The 24,370-nt window shown below is 70.9% G+C and carries 23 protein-coding genes and 1 pseudogene; 15 read left to right on the top strand and 9 right to left on the bottom strand.

What is annotated here, in order from left to right; all coding sequences use genetic code 11:
• Positions 1-31: 31 nt before the first annotated feature.
• Both ACT54X_RS11740 and ACT54X_RS11735 read left to right on the top strand, forming a co-directional pair.
• Positions 32-226: pseudogene (locus ACT54X_RS11740) on the top strand (LysR family transcriptional regulator); the annotation flags it as partial.
• Between the two features lie 214 nt (positions 227-440).
• The gene (locus ACT54X_RS11735; RefSeq protein ID WP_354322119.1) at positions 441-794 is read left to right on the top strand and encodes a hypothetical protein; all 354 of its coding nucleotides are present in this window, start codon (positions 441-443) and stop codon (positions 792-794) included.
• Between the two features lie 43 nt (positions 795-837).
• Here ACT54X_RS11735 and ACT54X_RS11730 read toward each other — a convergent pair whose 3' ends face one another.
• Both ACT54X_RS11730 and ACT54X_RS11725 read right to left on the bottom strand, forming a co-directional pair.
• Positions 838-1,665, bottom strand: a complete 828-nt coding sequence (locus tag ACT54X_RS11730) for an enoyl-CoA hydratase-related protein (protein ID WP_294370693.1) — start codon at positions 1,663-1,665, stop codon at positions 838-840.
• A 42-nt stretch (positions 1,666-1,707) separates the two neighbouring features.
• The gene (locus tag ACT54X_RS11725) at positions 1,708-2,667 is read right to left on the bottom strand and encodes a hypothetical protein (protein ID WP_294370694.1); all 960 of its coding nucleotides are present in this window, start codon (positions 2,665-2,667) and stop codon (positions 1,708-1,710) included.
• A gap of 113 nt (positions 2,668-2,780) precedes the next feature.
• Here ACT54X_RS11725 and ACT54X_RS11720 point away from each other — a divergent pair, with 113 nt between their 5' ends.
• Positions 2,781-3,698 carry a 5'-nucleotidase gene (locus ACT54X_RS11720; RefSeq protein WP_294370695.1) on the top strand — a complete coding sequence of 306 codons (918 nt, stop codon included), beginning with the start codon at positions 2,781-2,783 and terminating at the stop codon, positions 3,696-3,698.
• A 14-nt stretch (positions 3,699-3,712) separates the two neighbouring features.
• Here ACT54X_RS11720 and ACT54X_RS11715 read toward each other — a convergent pair whose 3' ends face one another.
• Both ACT54X_RS11715 and ACT54X_RS11710 read right to left on the bottom strand, forming a co-directional pair.
• A complete protein-coding gene (locus tag ACT54X_RS11715) occupies positions 3,713-4,141 on the bottom strand; it encodes a DUF1810 domain-containing protein (RefSeq protein WP_294370697.1) in 429 nt (142 codons plus the stop codon).
• 4 nt (positions 4,142-4,145) lie between these two features.
• The gene (locus ACT54X_RS11710) at positions 4,146-4,277 is read right to left on the bottom strand and encodes a hypothetical protein (protein WP_294370700.1); all 132 of its coding nucleotides are present in this window, start codon (positions 4,275-4,277) and stop codon (positions 4,146-4,148) included.
• 202 nt (positions 4,278-4,479) lie between these two features.
• On the opposite strand from ACT54X_RS11710, the gene ACT54X_RS11705 reads away from it, so the two are divergent.
• Entirely contained in the window at positions 4,480-6,270 is a 1,791-nt protein-coding gene (locus tag ACT54X_RS11705; RefSeq protein ID WP_476346652.1) for an ABC transporter ATP-binding protein/permease, read from the top strand.
• Here ACT54X_RS11705 and queC read toward each other — a convergent pair.
• The 5 genes from queC to ACT54X_RS11680 all read right to left on the bottom strand — a co-directional run bounded on the left by queC (position 6,225) and on the right by ACT54X_RS11680 (position 10,459).
• Positions 6,225-6,950: a 7-cyano-7-deazaguanine synthase QueC gene (gene queC / locus ACT54X_RS11700; protein ID WP_476346650.1), complete on the bottom strand. Its 726-nt coding sequence runs from the start codon at positions 6,948-6,950 to the stop codon at positions 6,225-6,227. The genes ACT54X_RS11705 and queC overlap by 46 nt on opposite strands.
• Positions 6,951-6,967: 17 nt before the next feature.
• Positions 6,968-7,405, bottom strand: coding sequence for a TA system VapC family ribonuclease toxin (locus tag ACT54X_RS11695; protein ID WP_476346648.1), 438 nt, complete (start codon positions 7,403-7,405; stop codon positions 6,968-6,970).
• Positions 7,402-7,629 (bottom strand): hypothetical protein, encoded by a 228-nt coding sequence (locus ACT54X_RS11690; protein ID WP_294370705.1) that lies wholly within the window; start codon positions 7,627-7,629, stop codon positions 7,402-7,404. The genes ACT54X_RS11695 and ACT54X_RS11690 overlap by 4 nt, the downstream gene beginning before the upstream one ends.
• A gap of 65 nt (positions 7,630-7,694) precedes the next feature.
• The gene (locus ACT54X_RS11685) at positions 7,695-8,177 is read right to left on the bottom strand and encodes a cyanophycin metabolism-associated DUF1854 family protein (RefSeq protein ID WP_294370707.1); all 483 of its coding nucleotides are present in this window, start codon (positions 8,175-8,177) and stop codon (positions 7,695-7,697) included.
• On the bottom strand, positions 8,177-10,459 hold the full coding sequence (locus ACT54X_RS11680; RefSeq protein WP_476346645.1) for a cyanophycin metabolism-associated ABC transporter: 2,283 nt from the start codon (positions 10,457-10,459) through the stop codon (positions 8,177-8,179). Before ACT54X_RS11680 ends, ACT54X_RS11685 begins: the two co-directional genes overlap by 1 nt.
• 133 nt (positions 10,460-10,592) lie before the next feature.
• Here ACT54X_RS11680 and ACT54X_RS11675 point away from each other — a divergent pair, with 133 nt between their 5' ends.
• The 11 genes from ACT54X_RS11675 to ACT54X_RS11625 all read left to right on the top strand — a co-directional run bounded on the left by ACT54X_RS11675 (position 10,593) and on the right by ACT54X_RS11625 (position 24,366).
• The gene (locus ACT54X_RS11675; RefSeq protein WP_294370710.1) at positions 10,593-12,842 is read left to right on the top strand and encodes a cyanophycin synthetase; all 2,250 of its coding nucleotides are present in this window, start codon (positions 10,593-10,595) and stop codon (positions 12,840-12,842) included.
• A 14-nt stretch (positions 12,843-12,856) separates the two neighbouring features.
• Positions 12,857-15,436: a cyanophycin synthetase gene (gene cphA / locus ACT54X_RS11670; RefSeq protein WP_294370712.1), complete on the top strand. Its 2,580-nt coding sequence runs from the start codon at positions 12,857-12,859 to the stop codon at positions 15,434-15,436.
• Positions 15,437-15,612: 176 nt separating this feature from the next.
• A complete protein-coding gene (locus ACT54X_RS11665) occupies positions 15,613-15,999 on the top strand; it encodes a hypothetical protein (RefSeq protein ID WP_294370714.1) in 387 nt (128 codons plus the stop codon).
• A gap of 72 nt (positions 16,000-16,071) precedes the next feature.
• Complete coding sequence (locus tag ACT54X_RS11660; RefSeq protein WP_017757397.1) at positions 16,072-16,464, top strand: hypothetical protein; 393 nt, start codon at positions 16,072-16,074, stop codon at positions 16,462-16,464.
• A 138-nt stretch (positions 16,465-16,602) separates the two neighbouring features.
• The gene (locus tag ACT54X_RS11655) at positions 16,603-17,811 is read left to right on the top strand and encodes a nuclear transport factor 2 family protein (RefSeq protein WP_294370717.1); all 1,209 of its coding nucleotides are present in this window, start codon (positions 16,603-16,605) and stop codon (positions 17,809-17,811) included.
• Positions 17,812-17,839: 28 nt separating this feature from the next.
• A complete protein-coding gene (locus tag ACT54X_RS11650) occupies positions 17,840-19,378 on the top strand; it encodes a L,D-transpeptidase family protein (RefSeq protein ID WP_476346642.1) in 1,539 nt (512 codons plus the stop codon).
• Positions 19,379-19,886: 508 nt separating this feature from the next.
• Positions 19,887-20,069 carry a Flp family type IVb pilin gene (locus ACT54X_RS11645; RefSeq protein ID WP_017759181.1) on the top strand — a complete coding sequence of 61 codons (183 nt, stop codon included), beginning with the start codon at positions 19,887-19,889 and terminating at the stop codon, positions 20,067-20,069.
• Positions 20,070-20,113: 44 nt separating this feature from the next.
• Positions 20,114-20,605 carry an A24 family peptidase gene (locus ACT54X_RS11640; RefSeq protein WP_476346640.1) on the top strand — a complete coding sequence of 164 codons (492 nt, stop codon included), beginning with the start codon at positions 20,114-20,116 and terminating at the stop codon, positions 20,603-20,605.
• A 51-nt stretch (positions 20,606-20,656) separates the two neighbouring features.
• Positions 20,657-21,661, top strand: a complete 1,005-nt coding sequence (cpaB, locus tag ACT54X_RS11635) for a Flp pilus assembly protein CpaB (RefSeq protein WP_476346638.1) — start codon at positions 20,657-20,659, stop codon at positions 21,659-21,661.
• A 7-nt stretch (positions 21,662-21,668) separates the two neighbouring features.
• Positions 21,669-23,039 (top strand): type II and III secretion system protein family protein, encoded by a 1,371-nt coding sequence (locus ACT54X_RS11630; protein ID WP_476346636.1) that lies wholly within the window; start codon positions 21,669-21,671, stop codon positions 23,037-23,039.
• A 7-nt stretch (positions 23,040-23,046) separates the two neighbouring features.
• Positions 23,047-24,366 (top strand): CpaE/TadZ family protein, encoded by a 1,320-nt coding sequence (locus ACT54X_RS11625; protein ID WP_476346634.1) that lies wholly within the window; start codon positions 23,047-23,049, stop codon positions 24,364-24,366.
• Positions 24,367-24,370 lie beyond the last annotated feature (4 nt).

The raw sequence follows: 24,370 nt of genomic DNA, 5'->3' as shown, positions 1-24,370 counted from the left end.
GGAATCTAGGCAATGCGCTGTCAGGCGTCCAATGCATTGTTCTATGCTCTGGCATGCATTCGACTCATGCAAAGCCGCGCACCATCACGCGCCGGATTCCATGACGCTGGTCCAGTTGCGCCACTTTCTTTCGCTGGCGGACACGGGCTCCTTCACGCGTTCGGCCCAGGCGCTGCACCTGACCCAGCCAGCCCTCAGCCGCAGCATCCGTGCGCTCGAGGCCACGCTGGGCGGCCCTCTGTTCGACCGCGTGGGCCGCCGCAGCGAACTCACGCACTTCGGCCGCGAGCTGTTGGAGCAGGCCCGACAACTGGTGCACGACGCGGACCAACTGGCGCTCACTGGCGAACGGCTTCGTGCGGGCCATGCCTCGACACTGCGGGTGGGACTGGGCTCCGGCCCCGGTGCCTTGTTGAGCACACCGCTGCTGCTGCGCGCCAGTGAGGCCGACACCCAGGCTGGGCTTCGACGATCTGCAGAAGTACCCCATCGCCTCCACGCCGCTGGGCGATCACGTGGGCCGCGGCATGGTGGCGGCCTATGGACCTCAGGCGCATCCGGATGTGTGCGTGCGACTGCGCTGCAACGAGCTGACGCGGCTGATCGAGCTCACCCGTCACAGCGATGCCGTGCTCCTGGCGATCCGCGCTGCGGCCCCCGACCTGGTCGAGTTGTCAGTTCGGCCGCAGATCGAGGGCGGTGCCCGATTCGGGCTCGTGACCCAGGCTCGGCGGCAGCAGGCGCCCGCTCTGCCCTTGCTGCGTGAGGTCATCGCCGCCCATCTGCACGACTGAATGCGCCGCACGCCGGAGCGCCGGCGCGAGGCGCGGGCGGGCCTCAGCGCCCCTTGAACACGGGCTCGCGCTTCTCCACGAAAGCCTTGGCCGCCTCGCGGTGGTCCTCGGTCTGGCCGCAGTGGATGTGATGCGTGGCCTCCAGATCCAGGCATTCGTCCACCTCGCCGGCCATCGCGCGGTTGAGGTTTTCCTTCATGTAGCGGTAGGCCACGGCCGGGCCATTCGCCAGGCGGGTGGCGATCTCGTGGGCGCGGCCGGCCAGTTGCTCGGACGGGCACACCCAGTTGGCCAGCCCGAGACGCAGTGCCTCCTCCGCCGAGACGCGATCGGACAGCAGATACAGCTCGCGCGCCTTGGCGGCGCCCACCAGCTGGGTCATGAAGTAGCTGCCGCCGTAGTCGCCCGAGAAGCCCACGCGCGCAAAGGCGGTCGTCATGATGGCGTTGCTGGCCATCAGGCGCAGGTCGCAGGCGAGGGCCAGCGCCAGGCCGGCACCCGCCGCGGGGCCGGGCAGCACGGCCAGCGTGGGCTTGGGCATCTTGAACAGGCGGCCCGCCGTCTCGCGCTGGTTGACGCGTTGGCGATGGATGGCCTGGTCGATGGTGAGCGCGCCGACGGTGCCATCGCCCGAGGCCGCCATGTTCTTCACGTCGCCGCCGGCACAGAAGGCGCCGCCCGCGCCGGTCAGCACCACGCAGCGGACCTCGGGGTCCAGCTCGGCGCGCGCCAGTTCGCGGGCCAGGGCCTCGTTCATGGCCCGCGTCATGGCATTGCGCGCCTGCGGACGGTTGAGGATCAGGGTCAGCACTCCGGCGTCGAGCTGCGCCTGCAGGTCCGGTGTTCCGGTGTCGATCGTGGATGCGGTCATGGAAGTCTCCATCGTTGTCATGGAAGGGGATGGTGCTGGCTCTCAGGCGAGGCCGAGTTCGCGCGCCTCGTGCTCGTAGTGCGGGTACGAGGCCTTCATCACCGCCCCGTTGAGGATCATCTCGGCCACCAGCGTGCGGCTGGGCAGCTCGAACACGCGGGTGCGCACCCAGGTGGACTCGGTGCGGGCGCTTTCGCTCAGCGCGACGATCTCGCGCTCCAGCGCATAGTCCTGGTCGACGAAGAGCGGCCCACTGATCAGGCGGATCTGCTGGCCCGCGAACAGGCCCACGGCCGGCTTGCGCCCGCCCAGCTGCGCCTCGGCGATGGTGCTGCCCAGCAGCACGCTGATCATCTCCATCGGGATGATGGGCCGGCCCCACGGCGAGCGGGCGCCGCCTTCGGGCGTGTACCAATCGCAGGGCTCGGTGATGGCCGCCAGCTTGTCGCGCAGCGTGAAGGGATAGTGGTCGCCCATGTGCTGGTCGAAGCCCATGCGGATCGTCTCGGGCACGGCACCGCGCTGGCCGACCTGGAGGTCGCGGTTGATGACCAGGCCGGTGGCGGGGCGCAGCCGGGCCATGCGCTGTTCCAGCTCGTGCGGCTGGCCGGGCTCGCCGACCGAGGCCGTGCCGGTGAGCACCGGCGTGCCGTCAGCCTTCTCGGCGCGGATGCGCACGAGCGTGGCGCCGGGCTCGGGCAGGTCGACGAAGGCGCGCACCGATTCGCCTTCCACCACCATGGTCTGGTAATGGGCGCTGATGCAGCCGGTCTCGAACCACTGCCGGCCGAAGAGGCGCGCCAGGAGCGGGTCGAACTGGCTGAAGTGCGTCGGTCCTTCGATGGGGCCGGCGCGCAGGCCGAGATTGCCGGCCGTGGCATCGTCGTGGATGGACTTGTGGCCGTCGTAGGTCTGGTCGGCCAGCATCTGGCGCGGCTGGCGCAGCGGGCCGGACAGGGCGAGCGGCGTGGCGAAGGGGGTGTCGGCGGTGGGCAGGCTCATGGCCGCGATGGTGGCGCAAGCCGGGGACGGCGGCTGTCACCTGCGTCACTGGGGGCAGCCGGCGGCGCTGCCGCACAATGCCTGCTCCGCCTCCCGCCCTCCGTTCCAATCCCATGCCGGTCACCCTGGACGACAAGCTCGTGGTCGCGATCTCCTCGCGCGCCCTGTTCAATCTGGAGGAAGAGAACCGCCTGTTCGATGCCGGCGACCCGGCCGCCTACATGCGGCTGCAACTGGAAAGGCTGGAGGTACCGGCGCAGCCCGGCATCGCCTACTCACTGGTGCGCAAGCTGCTGCGCTTCAACGCCGATGGCGTGCAGCGGGTGGAGGTGGTGATCCTGTCGCGCAACGACCCGGTCTCGGGCATGCGCATCTTCAACTCCGGCGCGGCGGCGGAGCTCGCCATCGAGCGCGGGGTGTTCACCCAGGGCCGGCCGCCCTTCCGCTATCTCACACCGCTGCGGGCCGACCTGTTCCTCTCGGCCAATGCCGACGACGTGCGCGAGGCGCTGGCTGCAGGCTTCGCGGCGGCGCATGTGAGTGTGGAATCGGCCCTGGCCGGCAACCAGCATCCGGACGAGGTGCGCATCGCCTTCGACGGCGACGCGGTGCTGTTCTCGGACGAGGCCGAGCGCGTCTACCAGCAGCAGGGCCTGGCGGCCTTCCAGGCGCATGAGGTGGACAAGGCCGCCGTGCCGCTGGGCGCGGGGCCGCTGGCGCCCTTTCTCGTGGCGCTGCACCGGCTGCAGCAGGCCGCCAGCACCGGCATGCGCATCCGCACGGCGCTGGTCACGGCCCGCGGCGCGCCGGCACACCGCCGCGCCATCCAGACGCTGATGAGCTGGAACATCCGCGTGGACGAGGCGATGTTCCTGGCCGGGCTGGACAAGGGCGGCTTCCTGCGCGAGTTCGAGCCCGACTTCTTCTTCGACGACCAGACCGGCCATGTGCGCTCGGCCGCCCGGCATGTGCCGGCCGGGCACGTGGCCAGCGGCATCAGCAACCTGCCGCGCGCTGAACCCCAGGGCTGAGCCCGGCGACCGCTTCAACCCAGGCGCGCCAGGGTCGCCGCATCGCGCTCGCCGCCAAAGAAACGCTGCAGGCATTGGGCGAACAAGGTCTCGCCGGCCGGGGCCACGGCATCGAACAAGGTCATGCAGGAGTGGAACTTGAGGTCGTCCGGCGCGCCGAGGATGTCGCCGATGGCCGGCCCCTGTGCCGACAGCGCCAGCGCGCTGCACTCGCGCAGGCGCGCGCCCAGCAGCGGATGGGCGAGGTAGGCGACGGCTTCCCCGCGCGAGCCGATGGCATAGCGCTGCGCCATCGCGCTGCGGCCCAGGCCCGCCAGCTGCGGAAAGACGAACCACATCCAGTGCGTGCGTTTGCGGCCGGCGGCCAGTTCGGCCCGCACCTGCGCATACACCGGCGCCTGCGCGTCGACGAAGCGCACCAGGTCGAAGGCGTCCGGCGGCATGGGCTCAGGCCGCAGCTGCGGCCGCAGACGACGCGGGCGCTCCGGCCTTGGGCAGCGGACCGCCCGGCTTCGGCTTCTCGTTGCAGCCGGCGAGCAGGAAGGCCAGACCGGCCAGGAGGAGGAAAAGGGACTTCATGCAGCTCATCCTAGGCCGCCGTTCGGCGACGGCCAAGCGGGCTGGCCATGCCCCGCCCGCCAGCGCGGGCAGCGCGCCAGACGGGCGGGATGCCGCTTTCAGTCCGGTTTAAGGCAGGCCCTGCACCGCCTCGCTAGGATCGGGCACGCCTGCGCGCCTTCACGGCGCTGGCGGCCCGATCCCTGCTTCGACTCCATCCACGATGAGCACCGCCCCCACACACCCCTCACGCCCCGGACTGGGCCAGACGCTGCGCCGCATCGCGTCGCTGACCACGCCCTACTTCAACTCCGACCAGAAATGGAAGGCCCGCGGGCTGCTTGCGGCCATCGTGGCGCTCAACCTGGGCGCGGTCTACATGCTGGTGCAGATCAACGAGTGGTACCGCGTGTTCTACGACGCGCTGCAGAACAAGGACCAGGCCGTGTTCTGGCAGCAGATCGGCCGCTTCAGCTGGCTGGCGCTGATCTACATCGTGATCGCGGTCTACAAGTTCTATCTCACGCAGATCCTGCAGCTGCGCTGGCGCGTGTTGATGACCGACCACTACATGGGCCGCTGGCTGTCGCACAAGGCCTTCTACCGCCTGGAGCTGGCGCGCTATACCGGCAACGGCAGCCATCCGGACAACCCCGACCAGCGCATCCAGGAAGACCTGAACCTGTTCACCACCTACACGGTGACGCTGTCGATGGGCATCCTCAATGCGCTGGTCACCCTCTTCAGCTTCGTGGGCATCCTCTGGACGCTCAGCGGCTCGCTCACGGTGCCGCTGCCGGGCGGCGGGCATTGGGAGATCGCCGGCTACATGGTGTGGGCGGCGGTGCTGTACTGCGCCGTGGGCAGCGCCATCGCGCACTGGATCGGCAGGCCGCAGGTGCAGCTCAACTTCCAGCAGCAGATGCTGGAGGCCAACTTCCGCCACCACATGATCCGCGTGCGCGAGTACAGCGAGGCCATCGCGCTGGACGGCGGCGAGGCCGTCGAGCGCCGCCACCTCGACCTGCGCTTCACCGACGTGATGGGCAACTACCTGGCGCTGATCCGCAATCAGAAGAGCCTGACCTGGTTCAGCAGCTTCTTCGGCCAGGCGGCCATCATCTTCCCGCTGATCGTGGCGGCGCCGCGCTACTTCAGCGGCGCCATCCAGCTGGGCCAGCTCATGCAGATCAACTCGGCCTTCGGCCGGGTGCAGGACTCGCTGTCCTGGCTGGTAGACAACTACATGTCGCTGGCAGCCTGGAAGGCCACCACCGACCGTCTGGCCGGCTTCGAGGACAGCCTCACGGCCCAGTCGCGCGAGAACGACGCCCTGTCGCGCGACACCGCGGCGGCCGACATCGAGGCCCATGGCCTGACCGTGGGCCTGCCCGGCGGCCAGGCGCTGCTGCGCGGTGCCGAGCTGCGGGTGGCGCCCGGCGACACGGTGCTGGTGCACGGCCCCTCGGGCAGCGGCAAGTCCAGCCTACTGCGCACGCTGGCGGGCATCTGGCCGCACGCGCAGGGCGCGGTGGCGATGCCGAAGGACACCATGTTCATCCCGCAGCAGCCCTACTTTCCGGACGGCCGGCTGCGCGATGCGCTGGCCTACCCGGCCCCGGCCTCCGACTACGGCGACGAGGCCCTGCGCCAGGCCCTGGTCGACGCCCTGCTGCCGCAACTGGCCGACCAGTTGGACCGCGAGGACGCCTGGAGCCAGAAGCTCTCCGGCGGCGAGCGCCAGCGCCTGGCCATCGCCCGCGTGCTGCTGAAGAAGCCGGCCTGGGTGCTGGCCGACGAAGCCACCAGCGCGCTGGACGAGGATGCCGAAGCCACCGTCTACGGCCGGCTCACGGCCATGGTGAAGCAGGCGCATGGCGCCATCGTCTCCATCGCCCACCGCTCCACGCTCAAGGAGCACCATGCGCGGCGTTGGACGCTGCGCCCGCGCCGCGACGGCGAAGCCGCCTATGCGGTGGAGGATGCGCCGCGGGCGACGTCACCCTCGATGTAGCCCGCCCAGCCCTGGGCCCGCAGCTGGCAGGCGGGGCAGTGGCCGCAGCCCCAGCCCCAGTCGTGGCGGTGCGTGCGGTCGCCTTCGTAGCAGGTGTGGGTGTCCTCCACGATCAGGTCCACCAGGCCCTGGCCGCCCAGCGATTCGGCAAGCTGCCAGGTCTGGGCCTTGTCGATCCACATCAGCGGCGTCTCAATCAGCAGGCGCTGGTCCAGCCCCAGCGACAGCGCCAGCTGCATGGCCTTCATGGTGTCGTCGCGGCAGTCGGGGTAGCCGGAGTAGTCGGTCTCGCAAACGCCGGTGACGATCACCTGCAGCCCGCGGCGGTAGGCCAGCGCGCCGGCCAGCGTCAGGAACAGCAGGTTGCGCCCGGGCACGAAGGTATTGGGCAGGCCATTGGCCTGCATGGCGAAGGCGATGTCCTCGGTGAGCGAGGAGCCGCCGATCTGGCCGAGCACGTCGAGCTTGAGCAGGTGGTCCTCGCCCAGGCGCCGCGACCAGCCCGGAAAGCGCCGACGCAGCCGGGCCAGCACGTGGGTGCGGGCCTCCAGCTCGATGCGGTGGCGCTGGCCGTAGTCGAAGCCCAGCGTCTCCACCCGCTCGTAGCGGTTCAGGGCATGGGCGAGGCAGGTGGTGGAATCCTGCCCGCCAGAGAAGAGGACGAGGGCGGTGGTGTGCATGGAAGACTCTCAGGTGTTCAAGCAGGACGCGCGATGTGCCGGGCCCGTTCGGCGGGCGATGCAAGCAGCCTGTCGATGCCGCTGTCGAAGCTGAGCAACCGGACACCCGATCGGATCGCCTGGGTGAGCAGCCAGGCGTCGGTGATCTGCCGATGGCCGAACAGCCCGCCGGTGCAATGCCCGAGTACCTCGGCAAAGCCGAAATCCAAGGGCAGCAGCCGATGCCGCGGATGTGCGGTGTTGCGCAGCAGCAGCTCGCCCGCCTCCTGCACCGAGACCGCCCGGCCGGCAAAGGCCGGCTGGCAGACGATGCGCACCAGCGCGGACTGCGTGAGCACGCTGGTGGCCCAGCCCTGCCGCGCATGCGTGCGGAACCAGGCCAGCATGCGCTCGTGGTGCTCGTGCGGCGGCCAGCACAGGGCGATCAGCGCATTGGCATCCAGCAGGTGGCTCACGGCGCTTCGTCCAGCAGGTCGCGCACCTGCCGGGCACTGACGCGCGGCGTGTCCGGCGGCAGGTCGAACACCCAGACCTCGCCCGACTTGCGCAGCGCCAGGCGCTCGCTGCTGCCCCGCCGGATCAGCTCGGACAGGGCCTCGCCCAACTTCAACCCGCGCGCCTGCGCATAGGCCTGGGCGGTGCCGAATGCGTCGTCGTCGATCGTCACGGTGGTTCGCATGGCGGAATGATGCAGAAAACTGGACTTGATGCAGTCTATCGAAACTGATGCATCCCGGTCCTGCCTCAGAGAAAACGCTCCAGCAGCTTGCGAGAGGCGCGGTCCAGCGCCATCGGGCGGGAGATGCGGAAGTGCACGCCGTGGGCGCTGGTGATGAGCAGGCCGCCGTCTTCGAGCCGGCGGATGTCCTCTTCGGCGCGCAGCACGAAGCGGGTGTCGCCCCGGTCGGTGCGCACGGTCCAGGTGCTGGGCACGGCGAAGGTGGAGACGTCCATCAGCTGCTGCAGCTCGGGCGCAAAGTCGCGCGGCGCCAGCGCCTCGTCGAGCAGGGCGCGCGTGGCGGGCGGCAGCGCATCGGTGCGGGCGATCCAGCAGCGCTCGCGGCCGTCGGCGCCCACCAGCGACACGCCTTCGCCGGGCGCGCTCAGGGGAAAGGCCCGCACCGGCACGACGGGCTCGGCGCGGCCCGTGGGGCCCGTCCACAGCAAGGCGCCGAGGGCATCGCGCTGCAGCGGCAAGGTGGCGTCGTCATGAGCGTCAACGGACATCAGGCATCTCCGGCAGGATGGGCGGCATGGGTGTCGAGCGCCACGGCCACCGAGGCGATCTCGGCCACGTCGGCCTGGGCCTTCTCCTCGTCATCGGCCTGGCGCTGCTGCGCCTGATAGAGCCGCCAGTAGGCGCCCTGGCGGGCCATGAGTTCGTCGTGCGGGCCGACCTCGACGATCTCGCCGCGGTCCATCACCACCAGCCGGTCGGCCTTGCGCAGCGTGGACAGGCGGTGGGCGATGGCGATGGTGGTTCGGCCCTTGACCAGGTTGTCCAGCGCCTTCTGGATCTCCTTCTCGGTCTCTGTGTCCACGGCCGAGGTGGCCTCGTCCAGGATCAGGATGCGCGGGTCGATCAGCAGCGCGCGAGCGATGCTGATGCGCTGGCGCTCGCCGCCGGACAGGCCCTGGCCGCGCTCGCCCACCAGCGAGTCGTAGCCCTGCGGCAGGCGCAGGATGAAGTCGTGCGCATGGGCGGCGCGGGCGGCGGCCACGATCTCCTCGCGGCTGGCATCGGGCCGGCCGTAGGCGATGTTCTGCGCGATGGTGCCGAAGAAGAGGAAGGGCTCCTGCAGCACCAGCCCCACATGCCGCCGGAAGTCGGCCACGGCGAAGCGGCGCACGTCCTGGCCGTCGACCAGGATCGCGCCCTCGCTCACGTCGTGGAAGCGGCAGATCAGGTTGACCAGCGTGCTCTTGCCCGAGCCGCTGTGGCCGGCCAAGCCGATCATCTCGCCCGGGCGGATCTGCAGGTTGAGGTCGCGGATCACCGAGCGCGCGCCGTAGCGGAAGCCCACGCCGCGCAGCTCGATGGCGCCCTGCACCTGTGGCAGGCGCACGGGCTGCACGGGGTCGGGCACGGTGCTCACGTGGTCGAGGATGTCGAAGATGCGCTTGGCGCCGGCCGCCGCCTTCTGCGTCACCGAGACGATGCGGCTCATCGAATCGAGCCGCGTGTAGAAGCGGCCGATGTAGGCGATGAAGGCCGTGAGCACGCCCACCGTGATGTGGTCGCGCGCCACCTGCCAGACCCCGAAGGCCCACACCACCAGCAGGCCGATCTCGGTCATCAGCGTGACGGTGGGCGTGAACAGGCTCCAGGTGCGGTTGAGCCGGTCGTTGGCCTGCAGGTTGTGGGTGTTGGCGGCGCGGAAGCGCTCGGCCTCGCGCTTCTCCTGCGCGAAGGCCTTGACCACGCGGATGCCCGGAATCGTGTCGGCCAGCACATTGGTGACCTCGCTCCAGACCCGGTCGATCTTCTCGAAGCCCGTGCGCAGCTTGTCGCGCACCACATGGATCATCCAGGCAATGATGGGCAGCGGCACCAGCGTGACCACGGCCAGCAGCGGGTTGATCGACACCAGGATCACCGCCGTCATGCCGATCATGATCAGGTCGGTGAGGAAATCGAGCGCATGCAGCGAGAGGAAGACGTTGATGCGGTCGGTCTCGGAGCCGATGCGCGCCATCAGGTCGCCGGTGCGCTTGCCGCCGAAGTAGTCCAGCGGCAGGGTCAGCAGGTGCTCGTAGGTGGTGGTGCGCAGGTCGGCGCCGATGCGTTCGCTGACCAGCGCCAGCAGGTAGGTGCGCGCCCAACCCAGGCCCCAGCCCACCAGCGCGGCGCCCAGCAGCCCGCTCAGATACAGCGCCACTTCGCCGGGGGCGATGGGCTTGCCGTTCTGGTAGGGGATCAGGATGTCGTCCATCAGCGGGATGGTCAGGTAGGGCGGCACCAGCGTGGCGCCGGTGGCCAGCAGCGTCAGGGCAAACCCCCAGAACAGCTGCAGGCGATAGGGATGGGCAAAGCGCCACAGCCGCAGCAGCACCCAGGTGGAGGGGGCGGACTGCAACTCGGTGTCGACCGCCTCCTCGGCATCGGCCGCCTCGGGCTGCACGCCGCCGCCGCGCAGTTGCTCGAACAACCGCACCAGCCGCACGGCCGCCGCCTGCCCGACCAGGGTGAAGCGCCAGCGGGCCAACAGGCCCTGGGGGCCCAGCAGATCCAGCGTCGCGACGCCAGCATGCTCGGCCAGACGCAACTGCAGGCCCGGCGCCGCCAGCGGCCAGACCCGCGCGCGGCCATCGGGCGAAACCTCGCGCAACTGGGTCGGCGTCAGGTGCAGCTGGGTCTCCTGAGCGAAGCGCAGCGTCTCGTCCAGGTCAACCAAAAGGCTGACCAGAACGTTGTCCGACACCGGCACGCGGCTTTCTCCGACAGCAGGGACGCGTGCCGCCGAGGCCGATTCGCCCCCTGGGGCACCGACTGAATCGTGATTTGTCATTCGTTGTGTTGGATGGTCGAGGACCTGTGGCAGGTCCCACCCGCGCGCCGGTCGGGCGCCGATTCTCTCCACTGACCCGGGCACGCCGGACGGCGCCCCTGCCCGCTTCCATCGAACGCCTATCAACGCATCCATGCCCCGTTTCGACGACATCCGCCTGCTGCGCATCCGCTACCTGCGCGGCCCCAACGTCTGGACCTACCGCCCCGTGCTGGAGACCTGGCTGGACCTCGGCCCGCTGGAAGACTTTCCCTCCAACAAGATCGAGGGTTTTCCCGAGCGGCTGACGGCCCTGCTGCCGGCGCTGATCGAACACCACTGCGGCGTCGGCGAGCGTGGTGGCTTCCTGCAGCGGCTGACCGAAGGCACCTGGGCCGGCCATGTGCTGGAGCATGTGGTGATCGAGCTGCTCAACCTGGCCGGCATGCCCACCGGCTTCGGCCAGACGCGCAGCACGTCGAAGCATGGTGTCTACCGCATGGTGTTCCGCGCCCGCGAGGAGCAGGTCGCCCGCACCGCCCTGCATGAAGGCCACCGGCTGCTGATGGCGGCCATCAACGGCGATGCCTACGACGCCGCCGAGGTGCAGAAGGCCGTCGCCGCCGTCAAGGCCAAGGTGGACGAGTGCTACCTGGGCCCGAGCACGGCCGCCATCGTGGCCGCCGCCGTCGACCGCGGCATTCCTTCGCTGCGACTGAACAGCGGCAACCTGGTGCAGTTGGGCCATGGCGCCCGCCAGCAGCGCATCTGGACCGCCGAGACCGACCACACCAGTGCCATCGGCGAATCCATCGCCAGCGACAAGCAGCTGACCAAGTCGCTCCTGGCCAGCTGCGGCGTGCCGGTGCCCGAAGGCCAGGAAGTCGGCTCGGCCGAAGAGGCCTGGGAGGCCGCCGAGGACATCGGCCTGCCCGTGGCCGTCAAGCCCGTGGATGCCAACCATGGCCGCGGCGTCTCGCTGGACCTGCGCACCCGCGACGAGGTGCTGGCCGCCTTCGCCGTGGCCGAGCCCGAGGGCAGCGGCGTGATGGTGGAGCGCTTCGTCCGCGGGCAGGAGCACCGGCTGCTCGTGGTGGGCGGCGAGGTCGTCGCCGCCGCGCGGGGCGAGATCATCACCGTGACCGGCGATGGCCGGTCCACCGTGGCCGAGTTGATCGAGAGCCAGCTCAACAGCGACCCGCGCCGCGGCGCGGAAGAGGAATTCCCGCTCGACCTCATCGTGCTGGCCACCGACGCCAAGCTGCAGCTGGAGCTGCAGCGGCAGGGCCTCACGGGCGAGTCGGTGCCGGAGGCAGGCCGCGAGGTCATCATCCAGCGCAACGGCAATCTGGGCGTGGACTGCACCGACCAGGTCCACCCCGAAGTCGCCTACGCGGCCACCCTGGCCGCACGTGCCGTGGGCCTGGACATCGCGGGCATCGACCTGGTCTGCCTGGACGTCGGCCGGCCCTTGCAGTCGCAGGGCGGCGCCATCGTCGAGGTCAACGCCGGACCCGGCCTGCTGATGCACCTCAAGCCCGCCGTCGGCTCGCCGCGACCGGTGGGCCGCGCCATCTGCGATCACCTGTTCCCCGAATCCGACGACGAGCGGCCCGGCCGCATTCCCGTGGTCGGCGTGGCCGGCTCGCGCGAGAACGCGGTGCTGGCCCGCCTGGTGGCCTGGCTGGTGGGGCTTTCGGGCCGCCATGTGGGCCTGGCCTGCCGCGACGGCCTGTTCCTGGACCGCCGGCGCGTCGACACCCGCGACAGCGCCCACTGGGCCGCCGGCCGCCGCTTGCTGGTCAACCGGCAGGTCGAGGCGGTGGTGATCGAGAACGGCGCCGCCACCATCCTGGCCGATGGCCTGCCCTACGACCGCTGCGAGATCGGCATCGTGACCGACCTGGAGGGCGCCGAGCAGCTCGCCCACGAGGACATCGCCGAGAGCGACCAGATGGTGAAGGTGCTGCGCACCCAGGTCGATGTGGTTCTGGACTACGGCACCGCCGTGCTCAACGCCGCCGATGCGCGCGTGGCCGGCATGGCGCCGCTGTGTGATGGCGACGTGATCCTGTACGCCGCCGATCCGCACGCCGCGCCCCTCGCCGCGCACATGGCTGCGGGCGGCAAGGTGGTCACCGTGCGGCAGGACCGCATCGTGCTCGCCCACGGCACCAGCGAATCCTTCCTCCCCGGCCTGGGCCGCCTGACGGTCTGGAGCGCCCACCATGCCGGCGTCGGCATCGAGAGCGTGCTGGCCGCCGTGGCCGCCGCCTGGGCCATGGCCATTCCGCTGAACCTGATCGGTGCCGGCATCGAGGCCTTCGAGGCCGACCTTCAGCTGGCCACCGCTTCGCTGCAGCTCGACCAGAGCCAGCCCGCCGCTTCGCTGCAACTCGCCTGAGACGAGATCGCCCCATGGACATCATCCGTACCCGCGCCCTGCGCGGCCCCAACCTCTGGAGCCGCCACACCTGCATCGAGCTGGTCGTCTCGTGCAGCGCCGTCGAGCAGGCCGTCGAGCAGATCCCCGGCTTCGAGCCGCGGCTGCGCGCGCTCTTCCCCACCATCGGCGAGCTGCACCCGGTCGTGCTGGGCCAGCCCCTGAGCGCCGCCCATGTGCTGGAGAACGCCGCCGTGGCGCTGCAGGCCCAGGCCGGCTGCGAGGTGATCTTCGGCCGCACCACGCGGGCCCGCGAGGAAGGCATCTTCCTGGTGGCCGTGCAGTACACCGAGGAGGCCGTCGGCCGCCGCGCGGTCGAGATGGCCACGCAACTCCTCGCTGCCGCCCTCGATCCGCACGGCAGCGGCAGCTTCGACTCCGCCGCCGCCATCGCCGAGCTGCGCGAGCTGGACGAGGACGAGCGCCTGGGCCCCAGCACCGGTTCCATCGTCGATGCGGCCGTGGCGCGCGGCATTCCGTACCGGCGCCTGACCACCGGCAGCCTGGTGCAGTTCGGCTGGGGCGTACGCCAGCGCCGCATCCAGGCCGCCGAGGTCGACGCCACCTCGGGCATCGCCGAATCCATCGCGCAGGACAAGGAACTCACCAAGCAGCTGCTGCATTCGGCCGGCGTGCCGGTGCCGCTGGGCCGGCCGGTGAGCAGCGCGGACGACGGCTGGGCCGCCGCGCTGGAGATCGGCCTGCCCGTGGTCGCCAAGCCGCAGGACGGCAACCAGGGCAAGGGCGTGACGGTCAACATCGCCACCCGCGAGCAGTTCGACGCCGCCTATGCCTCGGCCGCGCATTACGGCGAGGTGCTGGTCGAGAAGTTCCTGCCCGGCTTCGACTACCGCCTGCTGGTGGTGGGCGACCGGCTGATCGCCGCCGCCCGGCGCGATCCGCCGCAGGTGATCGGCGACGGCCACAGCACCGTGCGCCAGCTGGTCGACGTGGTCAACCAGGATCCGCGCCGCGGCGAAGGCCATGCCACCTCGCTCACCAAGATCCGGCTGGACGACATCGCCCTGGGCCGGCTGGAGGCGCAGGGCCTCACGCCCGACAGCGTGCCGGCCCTGGGCCAGCGCGTGGTGCTGCGCAACAACGCCAACCTCTCCACCGGCGGTACGGCCACCGACGTGACCGACACCGTCCATCCCGAGATTGCCGCCCGCGCGGTCGATGCGGCGCAGATGGTGGGCCTGCACATCTGCGGCGTGGACATGGTCTGCGAGAACGTGATCCGCCCGCTGGAGGAGCAGCACGGCGGCATCGTCGAGGTCAATGCCGCGCCCGGCCTGCGCATGCACATCAGCCCCTCCTTCGGCCGCGGCCGGCCGGTGGGCGAGGCCATCGTGGACCAGCTCTACGCCGACGGCGACGACGGGCGCGTGCCGGTCATCGCAGTCACCGGCACCAACGGCAAGACCACCACGACACGCCTGATCAACCACCTGCTGGCGGCCAGCGGCATGGTCACCGGCATGACCAACACCGATGGCGTCTACGTCAACGGCCGCCAGACCGACAGCGGCGACTGCAGCGGCCCCAAGAGCGCACGCAACGTGCTGCTGCATCCCGAGGTCGAAGCCGCCGTCTTCGAGGTCGCGCGCGGCGGCATCCTCCGCGAGGGCCTGGGCTTCGACCGCTGCACCGTGGCCGTGGTGACCAACGTGGGCAGTGGCGACCACCTGGGCATGAACTACATCCACACGGTGGAGGACCTCGCCGCCGTCAAGCGGGTGATCGTGCGCAACGTAGCGCCCAGCGGCTGGGGCGTGCTCAACGCCGCCGACCCGCACGTGGCGGCGATGGCCGGCGCCTGCCCGGGCCATGTCATCTACTTCGCGGCCGACCGCCAGCACCCCGTCATGGCGACGCACCGGGCCCAGGGCAAGCGCACGGTCTATGTCGACCGCGACACGCTGATCGCCGCCGAAGGCGCCTGGCGCGAGCGCGTCGCGCTGCGCGACGTGCCGATCACCCGTGGCGGCACCCTGCCCTTCCAGGTCGAGAACGTGATGGCCGCGGTTGCCGCGGCCTGGGCGGTGGGCCTGGACTGGGACACCATCCGCCGCGGCCTGGCCAGCTTCAAGAACGATGCGGCCGGCGTGCCGGGCCGCTTCAACGTGATGGACTACAAGGGCGCCACGGTGATCGCCGACTATGGTCACAACACCGACGCCATGAAGGCGCTGGTGGCGGCCATCGAGACGCTGCCGGCCAAGCGCCGGTCGGTGGTGATCAGCGGTGCCGGCGACCGCCGCGACGAGGACATCCGCGATCAGACCGCCATCCTCGGCGCCGCCTTCGACGACGTCATCCTCTACCAGGACGCCGCCCAGCGCGGCCGGGCCGATGGCGAGGTGATCGCGCTGCTGCGACAGGGCCTGCAGGGCGCCCGCCGCACCGCGCATGTGGAAGAGATCCGCGGCGAGTTCCTGGCCATCGACGCGGCGCTGGAGCGGCTGGCGCCGGGCGACCTGTCCCTGATCCTCGTCGATCAGGTCGAAGAGGCGCTGGCGCATCTGGCACAGCGCATCGCGGAAGCCGACTGAGGGGCAACCTCCGGCCGTGCAGACGGTCGGGGGCGGCGTGCGACCTGTCCGACACCGGCGGTCGCCGTCGGCGCGAATGGGCTCGCAGCCGCGTCCCACAGCGGGGCGACGGAGGGCCTGCCGATAGTCCAGGGCATCGAACAACGACGCCCCTCACAGGGCGACTGGATGTGCCCATGACCTTTTCCACCCGTGCCTGGCGCCAATCCGCGCTCCGTGGCGGCCTCGCCGTCGTCCTGGCCGCCTCGGCCTGGACGGCCTGGGCACAGCCCGCTCCCGACTGCGACAGCCGCCAGGATTCCGCCGCCTGCCGCCGCGAGGCCGGCGCGGCGCGCGAGGAAGCCCGCCGCGGCGGACTGACCACCCCTGTGGAAGGCAACGCCGGTGCCAACGCGATGGCGCGCTGCCAGCTTCAGCCCGCGGCCGACCGCGCGGATTGCGAAGCGCGGGTGCGCGGCAGCGGTGCGGGAACGACCACCACCGAAGGCAGCGTGATGGGCGGCGGGATCATCCGCGAAACCGTCACGCCCATCCCCGCGGCGCCTGCCACGCCCCGACCTTGATTCCCGTCAAGGCGTCTTCCGCAGCACGCTGATTCCATTCCTTTCCTGTCAACACTCACCAGGAGCAACGCCATGAAGAAGACCCTTCGTCACGCCGGCTTCGCACTGGCCCTCGCCACCGGGGCCCTGTTCGCAAGCCCCTTCGCTCAAGCCGCCGACAGCGGCACGTACAGCCAGGAGCGCGCGATGTGCGGCCACATTCAGCAGGACCGCGCCGCCTGCATCCGCGAGGCGGGCGCCGCCGCACAGGCCGCCCGCCAGGGCAACCTGAGCAGCGCCAACGCCGACACCTACCGCCGCAACGCCCTGGCCCGCTGCCAGCTTCACCAGACCAGCGTGGACCGCGCGGCCTGCGAGGCGCGCGTCACCGGTCAAGGCGACACCACCATCGACGGCAGCGTGCTCGGTGGCGGACTCATCCGCGAAACCGTGACCACCCTGCCGCCGACCCGCATGCCCCGCTGAGCGGGCCCGCCTTCCTCACGACGTCCCTTTCCCGTTGCGGATGGCAACAGGAAAGGGGCGTTCATGTGTGGATAAAAGTAAACAATGCGTGGAAGGGCGACACTACAATCCGCCGGTTCCGATAGAGCCCCTGCCCGCATGTCCAAGACCGCAGCCGCCCAGCCGCCTCGATCCGCTTCCCGCATCCCGTCGCGTCTGCTGGCCGTTGCGCTGGCCTGCGCCCTGCCCTTCGCGGCCGCCTGGGCGGACGAGTACGACAACGTCGAACAGCTCATCCAGCAGCGCAAGTTCGACGAAGGCCTCGCCCAGGCCGACAAGTTCCTGCGCGAGAAGCCCCAGGACCTGCAGATGCGCTTCCTCAAGGGCGTGGCCAATCTCGAGGCCGGGCGCCGCCCCGAGGCCATCGCCATCTTCGAGCAGCTCACCCGAGACGCGCCCAACCTGCCCGAGCCGTACAACAATCTGGCCGTGATCTACGCCGGCCAGGGCGACTTCGACAAGGCCCGCGGCGTGCTCGAGCGGGCCATCCGCACCAACTCCAGCTACGCGACGGCCTACGAGAACCTGGGCGACGTGTACGCCCGGCTCGCCAGCGAGGCCTATGGCAAGGCGCTGCAGCTCGACAAGAGCAACGCCGCCGTGCAGCCCAAGCTGGCCGTGATCCGCACGCTGTTCACCACGCCGAGCGCGGCCCTTCTGGCCGGCAAGGGCGCACCGACGACGGTGGCCAAGGCACCGGCCGCAGCGCCCGCGGCCGCTCCGACGCCCGCCCCTGCACCGGCGGTCGTGGCGAAGGCACCGCCCGCGCCGGCTCCCACGGTGATCGCCAAGGCCCCAGAGCCGGCCCCCGCGCCTCCGGCACCCGCACCCGCCAAGCCACCGGTTGCGGCACCGACGCCCGCACCGGCTCCTGCGGCAGTGCCGGCACCGGCGCCTGTGCCCGCTGCCGCCCCGGCGCCCAAGCCCGCCGAACCCTCGCCCGCCGCCAAGCCGGATGCCAGCAGCGCCGCCCAGACCGATGTGGCCTCGGCCGTCAATGCCTGGGCCAGCGCCTGGTCCAAGCAGGACATGGACGGCTACCTGGCCGCCTATGCCCCCAACTTCGATCCAGCCGACGGCGCCAGCCGCGCCGCCTGGGAGAAGGAGCGCCGTGCCCGCATCGTGGGCAAGAGCAGCATCACCGTCCAGGTCGAAGGCCTGAACGTGGAGGTACAGGGTGACAAGGCCACCGCCAAGTTCCGCCAGCGCTATCGCGCCGACCGCCTGAACGTCAGCAGCCGCAAGACGCTGGAGATGCAGCGTGTGCACGGCAAGTGGCGCATCGTGAAGGAAACCGTCGGCGGCTGAGGCCGGCGACACGCAACGGCGCCCGATCTTGGCGGACCGCTCCAGTTCCCTGAAGCCCTCCACGGCCTGGCTGTGGGCCGCGGGCCTGCTCGCAGCATCCCTGCCGATGGCGGCACAGGCCGCTCCCGCGGAGCGCCACGCCCGGGGCAAGGCACCCGCCAAGTCCGTCGCGGCGCCCGCCGCCCGTTCCAAGAAGGAAGCTGCGCGCGCCGCGCCTTCCCGCGCCGCGGCAGCCGCCCCCGCAGGACGTACGGCGCTTCGCCGCACGGAGCGCACGCCCGTGCGGGCGGCAGCCCGCGCCGCTGTTCCGGCCGCTGCGGCCACGGTGGCCACTGCCGCCGCCACCAGCCGCGTGGTGGCCCATCCGCCCGCCATGGGCACGGTACAGCCCGCCAACGCGTCCGCGGTGCCGAGCGCGCCCAACGACGCCGGTCCCATCCTGCAGGCGGGGGGTGCGGCAGAGGCCCAACTGATCGAGGTCTACCAGCTATTCGGCCGCGGCGAAACGCAGCAGGCGCTGGACAAGGCCCGCGCGCTGGTCAAGACCTACCCCAACTTCCAGCTCGCGCAACTGGTGTACGGCGACCTGCTGGCCACCCGCGTGCCGCCCAACGCCGCCCTGGCGGACGCGGCCAGCCTGGCCCGACTGCGCGGCAACCCTGCCCTGACCGAGCTGCACGAGGAATCGCGGCGCCGCCTGCAGGCCCTGCGCGACCGGCCACCGCCGGGCACCGTCCCCTCGCAGTTCCTGGCGCTGTCGCAACGCAGCCGCTATGCCATTGCCGTGGACGCCTCCCGCTCGCGGCTGTACCTGCTGGAGAACACGGCCAACGGCCTGCAACTGGCCGCGGACTACTACATCTCGGTGGGCAAGGCCGGCACGGACAAGCTCGTCGAAGGCGACGCCCGCACGCCGCTGGGCGTGTACTACGTCACCAGCAACCTCGATCCGCGCACGCTGAAGGACTTCTACGGCGCCGGCGCCCTGCCCATCAACTACCCGAACCCCTACGACAACATGCTGGGGCGCACGGGCAGCGGCATCTGGCTGCACGGCACGCCGCCCGAGCAGTTCTCGCGGCCACCCCAGGCCAGCGACGGCTGCGTGGTGCTGTCCAACCCCGACCTCAAGCAGATCCTGCGCAAGGTGCAGGTGGGCGCCACGCCGGTCGTGATCGCCCGCAGCCTGGACTGGGTGGCGCCGCCCAAGGTGCGCACGCTGGCCGAGCCCTTCGAGACGGCGCTGAGCGCCTGGCTGCAGGCCCGCAGCGGCGGCAACGAGGAGCGGCTGCGCAGCTTCTACGCCACCGAATACCAGCGCGCCGGTCGCCGAGGCCCGGTCACTGTCCCCATCGACAACGTGCTTCGCCAGGAACTGGCCACCGCCCAGGGCCGCAGCATCCAGCTCAAGGACACGTCGGTGCTGATGTGGCACGACAAGCGCGACGCGGTGATCGCCACCTTCGGCGAAGTGGTCGCCGGCGAACGCACCGGCCGCACCCGCCGCCAGTACTGGGTGCGCACTCCGGATAGCTGGAAGCTCTTCCACGAAGACATCCTGGGCTGACCGCCGCGGCCCGCGAGGGCTGCTCACAGGCGCTCCCACCGCGGCGCGATGCGCCCGCCGCGCTCGGCGCACGGCGTTCCGTCTGCATCGACCGGCTGTGTCCACCCCTTCCAGCAGCAGCTGACCACGCCCAATACCCCTACGGCGTGGGCGTGAACTATTCAACGTTTTCCCTTGCTTTGTGGCCTGAATGTCAAAAAGCGCGTTACGTAACGCCTCGCGTGACACGGCCGTAACTGGGCGATTTCCGGAATGCACCTTTTCGGTGCATCCTATTCAGCTGCAATTCAGGGAAAATTTTTCTTTTGATTTCAACAACTTGAAAATCAGCCCTCATCCGTTTGGCTGATGCAGCCGATGGCGGATGGCTGAAGCCCCCGCAGTGACGGCTTCGGACGGCCTCGCAAATGTGAATACTTCCATCTTATTGATACAGGAAGTTACCGGAACCTAGCATGAACTCGCCTTCGGGCCCCTGTCGTTCTGCTACCACTTTGCGAGGTCAACCATGAAAGCTGCAATCGTTCGTTTTCTGCGTGATGAAGAAGGCGCCACCGCCATCGAGTACGGGATCATCGCGGGGCTGATGGCCCTGATGCTGGTCGCCATCTTCGGCACCGACGGCGCCGTCCAGACCACGCTGGAAGCCATCTTCACCAAGGTCAAGACTGTCGCCACAACGGGCGCGTGAGCCTCCTGGAAGGGTCCGCTGCTCAAGAACGCGTCGCCTCGCCCATGCAGCCCCTCCTCCTGCTGTGGCTCGCCGGTGCGGTCTTCTGCGACCTCCGCTGGCGCAAGGTGCCCAACCTGCTGGTCCTGGCCGGCGTGGTGGGCGCCTTGCTCTCGCTGGCGTTCGGCGCCGCGTTGCCGGGCCTGGACTGGCCTGCGGCACTCGTGGGCTCGGGCGCGGCCTTCGCCGTCCTGCTTCCCTTCTACGCCCTGGGCCTCATGGGCGCCGGCGACGTCAAGTTCGCCGCCGCGCTCGGCCTGTGGGTGGGTCTGGCGCCGCTGGCGCCGATCGCCATCGTCGGCAGTCTGCTCGCCTTCGCCCATGCGATGGCCGTGCTCGTGCTTCGGCGCTGGCCCCTCTTTCCCCGGCTGATGCTGGCGCTCTCCGGCCGCGATGCGGACGGCACGGCATCGCCTTCCGCCCGCCGGCCGATTCCCTACGCCGCCTACCTGGCGCTGGCCACCCTCGGGTGGCTGGCATGGCGGGTGCCGCAATGAGCCGGGCGTACGCCGGCCGCGTCCCCTTCGATCCGAACTGAACCGCCCGCCATGCTCCGCTTCTCCAAGATCCTGGCCGTTCTCCTCGTGCTGCTGGCCGTGGCGCTGGCGGTGTATGCGTGGCTGCTGAGCCGCAACCCGGCGCCCGTCCGCACGGCGGCGGCACCCGCCGCAAGCGCCCCGCCTACCGCCGCGCCCGCCGCCACCTATGCGGTGGTGGTGACGAGCAAGGCCGTGCCGGCCGGCCAGCCGATCCCCGCCGACGCGCTGCAACTGGCCCAGTTGCCCATCGACCCTGCCGGCGCCTTCCGCAACACGGCGGACGTGGCCGGCCGCGTGCCGGTGCTGGACCTGGGCGCCGGCACGCCGGTGCTCGAAGCGCAGCTGAGCACGGGCCTCGCCCTCAAGCTGGCCGAGGGCGAGCGCGCCGTGGCCGTCAAGGTGGACGAGGTCATCGGCGTCGGCAACCGCGTGACGCCCGGCGACTACGTGGATGTCTTCTTCACCCTCAAGGCCGATGGCCGCGACATCGAGCGCAGCCAGGCGCGGCTGCTGCTCGCGCGCCTGCGCGTGCTGGCCTTCGGGCAGGCCTCCCTCGACGGCAACGCCAGCCGTGCGGAAGGCGGCAACGGCCGCGTCAACAGCGCGACCAGCGCATCCACCGGCGGCCAGCGCGTGGAAGCCGCCCGCACCGCCGTGCTGGCCGTGCCCGTGGCCGACGTGAACCGGCTGGTGCTGGTCGAGAACAGCGGCCGCCTGCTGCTGGCGCTGCGCAATCCGGCCGACACCGCCGAGCCCGACCCGCGCCTGTTCGCCGACTTGCCGCCTGCGCTGCAGCCGCTGCCCGCCGCGCGCGGCGACACGGCCCGCGCACCTCTGGACGGCATCGACCGCGCCCAGGCCGGCCTGGCCGTGGAAGACCTGGCCAACGGCGGCAACCGGGCCGTGCGCCGGACCGTGGCCGCCGCTCCTGCCTCTTCGGGCACACGCCCCGCCCCGGCCGGCCTGGAGGTGGAAGTGATCCGCGGCGACCGTCGCGAGACAGTGCGCTACTGATCGCGCCATGGCCCCGCCCACCGCCCGCCCCTCACCGACCACGACCATGCGCCTGCGTCCCCGCCGCCTTCCGATCCCCACCGTGCTGGCCGTCGCCTTGCTCGCACCCGCGGCCGCGCCCACGGCCCTGGCGCTCACGCCAGCCGCCGACCCGGCCCGGCTGGTGCTGACCATGGGCACCCAGAAGGAACTGGTCTTCGACGGCGCGGTGGAGCGCATCGCCATTGCCGACGAGTCGGTGGCCGGCGTCACCATCGCCCGCCGCACGCCAGGCTCGCCGGCGGCGCGGCTGGTCATCACCGGCAAGGCCGCAGGAGGCACCTCGCTGATCGTGTGGGAGAAGGGCAAAGCTGCCGGCCGCACCTACGCCATCGAGGTCCAGCGCCGCACCGCCGTGCTCGAAGGCCGCAGCGAAAGCCTGCCGGAGCACCGTCAGGCGCGTGAGACCGCCCTCGCCGCCTTCCCCGAAAAGGCCGCGCTGACCGACCGCTCCAGCGTGCAGGTCGGGAGCCACACCGTGCAGGTCGACGTGAAGGTGGTGGAGTTCAACCGTAGCGTGCTCAAGCAGGCCGGGCTCAACATCTTCAGCACGCGGGCCAACTCGCACGGCTTCAGCTTCGGCGTGTTCACGCCCACCTCGCTCAGGAGCACCACCTACAACACCGACGGCTCGCTCACCACCGACGCCAACAACCCGCTGTCGCAGGCCTTCAACCTGCTGTTCAACTTCGGCCGCGCCGGCATCGGCGTGAACATGGGCTTCCTCGAAGGCAACGGCCTGGCGCGGGTGCTCGCCGAGCCCACGCTGGTGGCCCTCTCGGGGCAGAGCGCCAGCTTCCTGTCGGGCGGCGAACTGCCCATCCCGGTGCCGCAGGGCCTCGGCACCACCTCCATCGAATACAAGCCCTTCGGCATCGGCCTGACGCTCACGCCCACGGTGCTGGGCGACGACCGCATCGCGCTCAAGGTGGCGCCCGAGGCCAGCGACCTCGACTATGCCAACGCCCTGAGCCTCAATGGCGTGCCGGTGCCGGCCATCACCACGCGCCGCGCCGATACCACGGTGGAGCTGGGCGACGGCGAAAGCTTCATCATCGGCGGGCTGGTCAGCCGCAGCACCAGCTCCAACGCCGACAAGGTGCCGCTGCTGGGCGACCTTCCCGTGCTGGGCACCTTCTTCAAGCAGAACCGCTACCAGATGAGCGAGAAGGAGCTGGTGATCGTGGTCACGCCGCACCTCGTGCGGCCCATCGCCCGCGGCACCGACCTGTCGCCCTACCTGCCCGGCGCCAACGAACAGCGCGACGGCCCGGTGTGGCGCTCGATCTTCACCGGCAACGTGCCCGGCAGCACGAGCCTGCCCGGCTTCTCGCGATGAGCCGTTCGTGAACGAAGACAGCGCCATGAACGCCCCGCGCGACCGCTTTCCCGACGCTGGCACCGCCACCTATGTGTTCGTGTGCGCCGACCCGGCACGCGTGGCCTGGATGACCGACGCGCTGGCGGGCCAGGGCGTGGTCGTGCCCCTGCGCGCGGGCGCGGGCATCGAGGAGCGCATCGGCATGCTGGCGCCGCAGGCCGTGCTGATCGACTTCGGCGGCGGCGGGGCCGATGACGCGGCCGCCCTGCTGCAGCGCCTGCGCCAGGACTGGCCCGCGCTGCCGGTGGCCGCCGCAGGCCTGGCCACCGACCCCGCCGCCACGCTCGGCGCCCTGCGCGCTGGCGTGGACGACTTCATCGACCTGGCCGGCGCCGCCGAGGATGCGCAGGTCACGCTGCGCGCGCTGATGCAGCGGCGCGCCGCCACGCAGCGCACCGTGCGCGGCGGCACGATCGCCTTGCTGGGCGCACGCGCCGGCGTCGGCACCACCACGCTCGCCACCAGCCTGGCCCTGCTGCTGCAGGAGCAACTGGGAGGCCCGCCGGGCGCCGCACCGCGCAACGCCGCGGCCACCCAACGCCGGGGCGTCGCCCTGCTCGACCTGGGCCTGCCGGCGCGCGATGCGCTGCTCTACCTGGACACGCCCAGCGAGTTCAGCTTCGTGGACGGCGTGCGCAACCTGCGCCGCATCGACCCCACGCTGCTGCAGACCGCGCTGGCCCACCACGACAGCGGCGTGGCCCTGCTGCCGCTGCCCGCCAGCCTGGCGCAGGTGCGCGAGATCTCGCATGCCGACTCGGCCCAGCTGATCCGCCGGCTGGCCGACTTCTTCGACCTGCAGGTGGCCGACCTGGGCGGCTTCTCGTCGGTGGACTTCATCGCCCAGACCGCCCGCGAGGCCGACCACGTGTGGGTGGTGTGCGACCAGAGCATCGGCGCCATCGTCTCCACTGCCGCGCTGCTCAAGGACCTGAAGGCCAAGGGCGTGGACCTGCAGGGCTTCGCGCTGGTGGTCAACAAGTTCGACAGCCATGTGGAGCTCTCGGCGCGCGAGATCGCGGCGCGGCTCGAACTGCCGCTGGCCCATGTGGTGCCGGCGCGCGCCGCCACGCTCAACGCGGCCGCCAGCCGCGGCGAGATGCTGGTGCGCACCGCGCGCAGCGATGCCTACACCCAGGCGGTGGCCGCGATGGCGCGCAGCCTGCGCGAATCGCTGCCCGGCGGTGGCCCGGGCGCCAACGCACCGCGCAGCGCCGCCGCGTCGCCGGCCCGCTGGCGTGCATTGGGCAAGCAGATCGGCAGCCTGTGGAAGAAAGAGGGTTGAGCGC

The sequence above is a fragment of the Pseudacidovorax sp. DMC4 genome, assembly GCF_056314265.1.
This window is presented reverse-complemented; position numbering and strand designations above follow the sequence as displayed.

Bases quoted from the DNA above. Each gene is read 5' to 3' on its own strand.
- ACT54X_RS11730 (WP_294370693.1), bottom strand. From the start codon at position 1,665: ATGACCGCATCCACGATCGACACCGGAACACCGGACCTGCAGGCGCAG.
- ACT54X_RS11725 (WP_294370694.1), bottom strand. From the start codon at position 2,667: ATGAGCCTGCCCACCGCCGACACCCCCTTCGCCACGCCGCTCGCCCTG.
- ACT54X_RS11720 (WP_294370695.1), top strand. From the start codon at position 2,781: ATGCCGGTCACCCTGGACGACAAGCTCGTGGTCGCGATCTCCTCGCGC.
- ACT54X_RS11715 (WP_294370697.1), bottom strand. From the start codon at position 4,141: ATGCCGCCGGACGCCTTCGACCTGGTGCGCTTCGTCGACGCGCAGGCG.
- ACT54X_RS11710 (WP_294370700.1), bottom strand. From the start codon at position 4,277: ATGAAGTCCCTTTTCCTCCTCCTGGCCGGTCTGGCCTTCCTGCTCGCC.
- ACT54X_RS11705 (WP_476346652.1), top strand. From the start codon at position 4,480: ATGAGCACCGCCCCCACACACCCCTCACGCCCCGGACTGGGCCAGACG.
- queC (WP_476346650.1), bottom strand. From the start codon at position 6,950: ATGCACACCACCGCCCTCGTCCTCTTCTCTGGCGGGCAGGATTCCACC.
- ACT54X_RS11690 (WP_294370705.1), bottom strand. From the start codon at position 7,629: ATGCGAACCACCGTGACGATCGACGACGACGCATTCGGCACCGCCCAG.
- ACT54X_RS11685 (WP_294370707.1), bottom strand. From the start codon at position 8,177: ATGTCCGTTGACGCTCATGACGACGCCACCTTGCCGCTGCAGCGCGAT.
- ACT54X_RS11680 (WP_476346645.1), bottom strand. From the start codon at position 10,459: ATGACAAATCACGATTCAGTCGGTGCCCCAGGGGGCGAATCGGCCTCG.
- ACT54X_RS11675 (WP_294370710.1), top strand. From the start codon at position 10,593: ATGCCCCGTTTCGACGACATCCGCCTGCTGCGCATCCGCTACCTGCGC.
- cphA (WP_294370712.1), top strand. From the start codon at position 12,857: ATGGACATCATCCGTACCCGCGCCCTGCGCGGCCCCAACCTCTGGAGC.
- ACT54X_RS11665 (WP_294370714.1), top strand. From the start codon at position 15,613: ATGACCTTTTCCACCCGTGCCTGGCGCCAATCCGCGCTCCGTGGCGGC.
- ACT54X_RS11660 (WP_017757397.1), top strand. From the start codon at position 16,072: ATGAAGAAGACCCTTCGTCACGCCGGCTTCGCACTGGCCCTCGCCACC.
- ACT54X_RS11655 (WP_294370717.1), top strand. From the start codon at position 16,603: ATGTCCAAGACCGCAGCCGCCCAGCCGCCTCGATCCGCTTCCCGCATC.
- ACT54X_RS11645 (WP_017759181.1), top strand. From the start codon at position 19,887: ATGAAAGCTGCAATCGTTCGTTTTCTGCGTGATGAAGAAGGCGCCACC.
- ACT54X_RS11640 (WP_476346640.1), top strand. From the start codon at position 20,114: ATGCAGCCCCTCCTCCTGCTGTGGCTCGCCGGTGCGGTCTTCTGCGAC.
- cpaB (WP_476346638.1), top strand. From the start codon at position 20,657: ATGCTCCGCTTCTCCAAGATCCTGGCCGTTCTCCTCGTGCTGCTGGCC.
- ACT54X_RS11630 (WP_476346636.1), top strand. From the start codon at position 21,669: ATGGCCCCGCCCACCGCCCGCCCCTCACCGACCACGACCATGCGCCTG.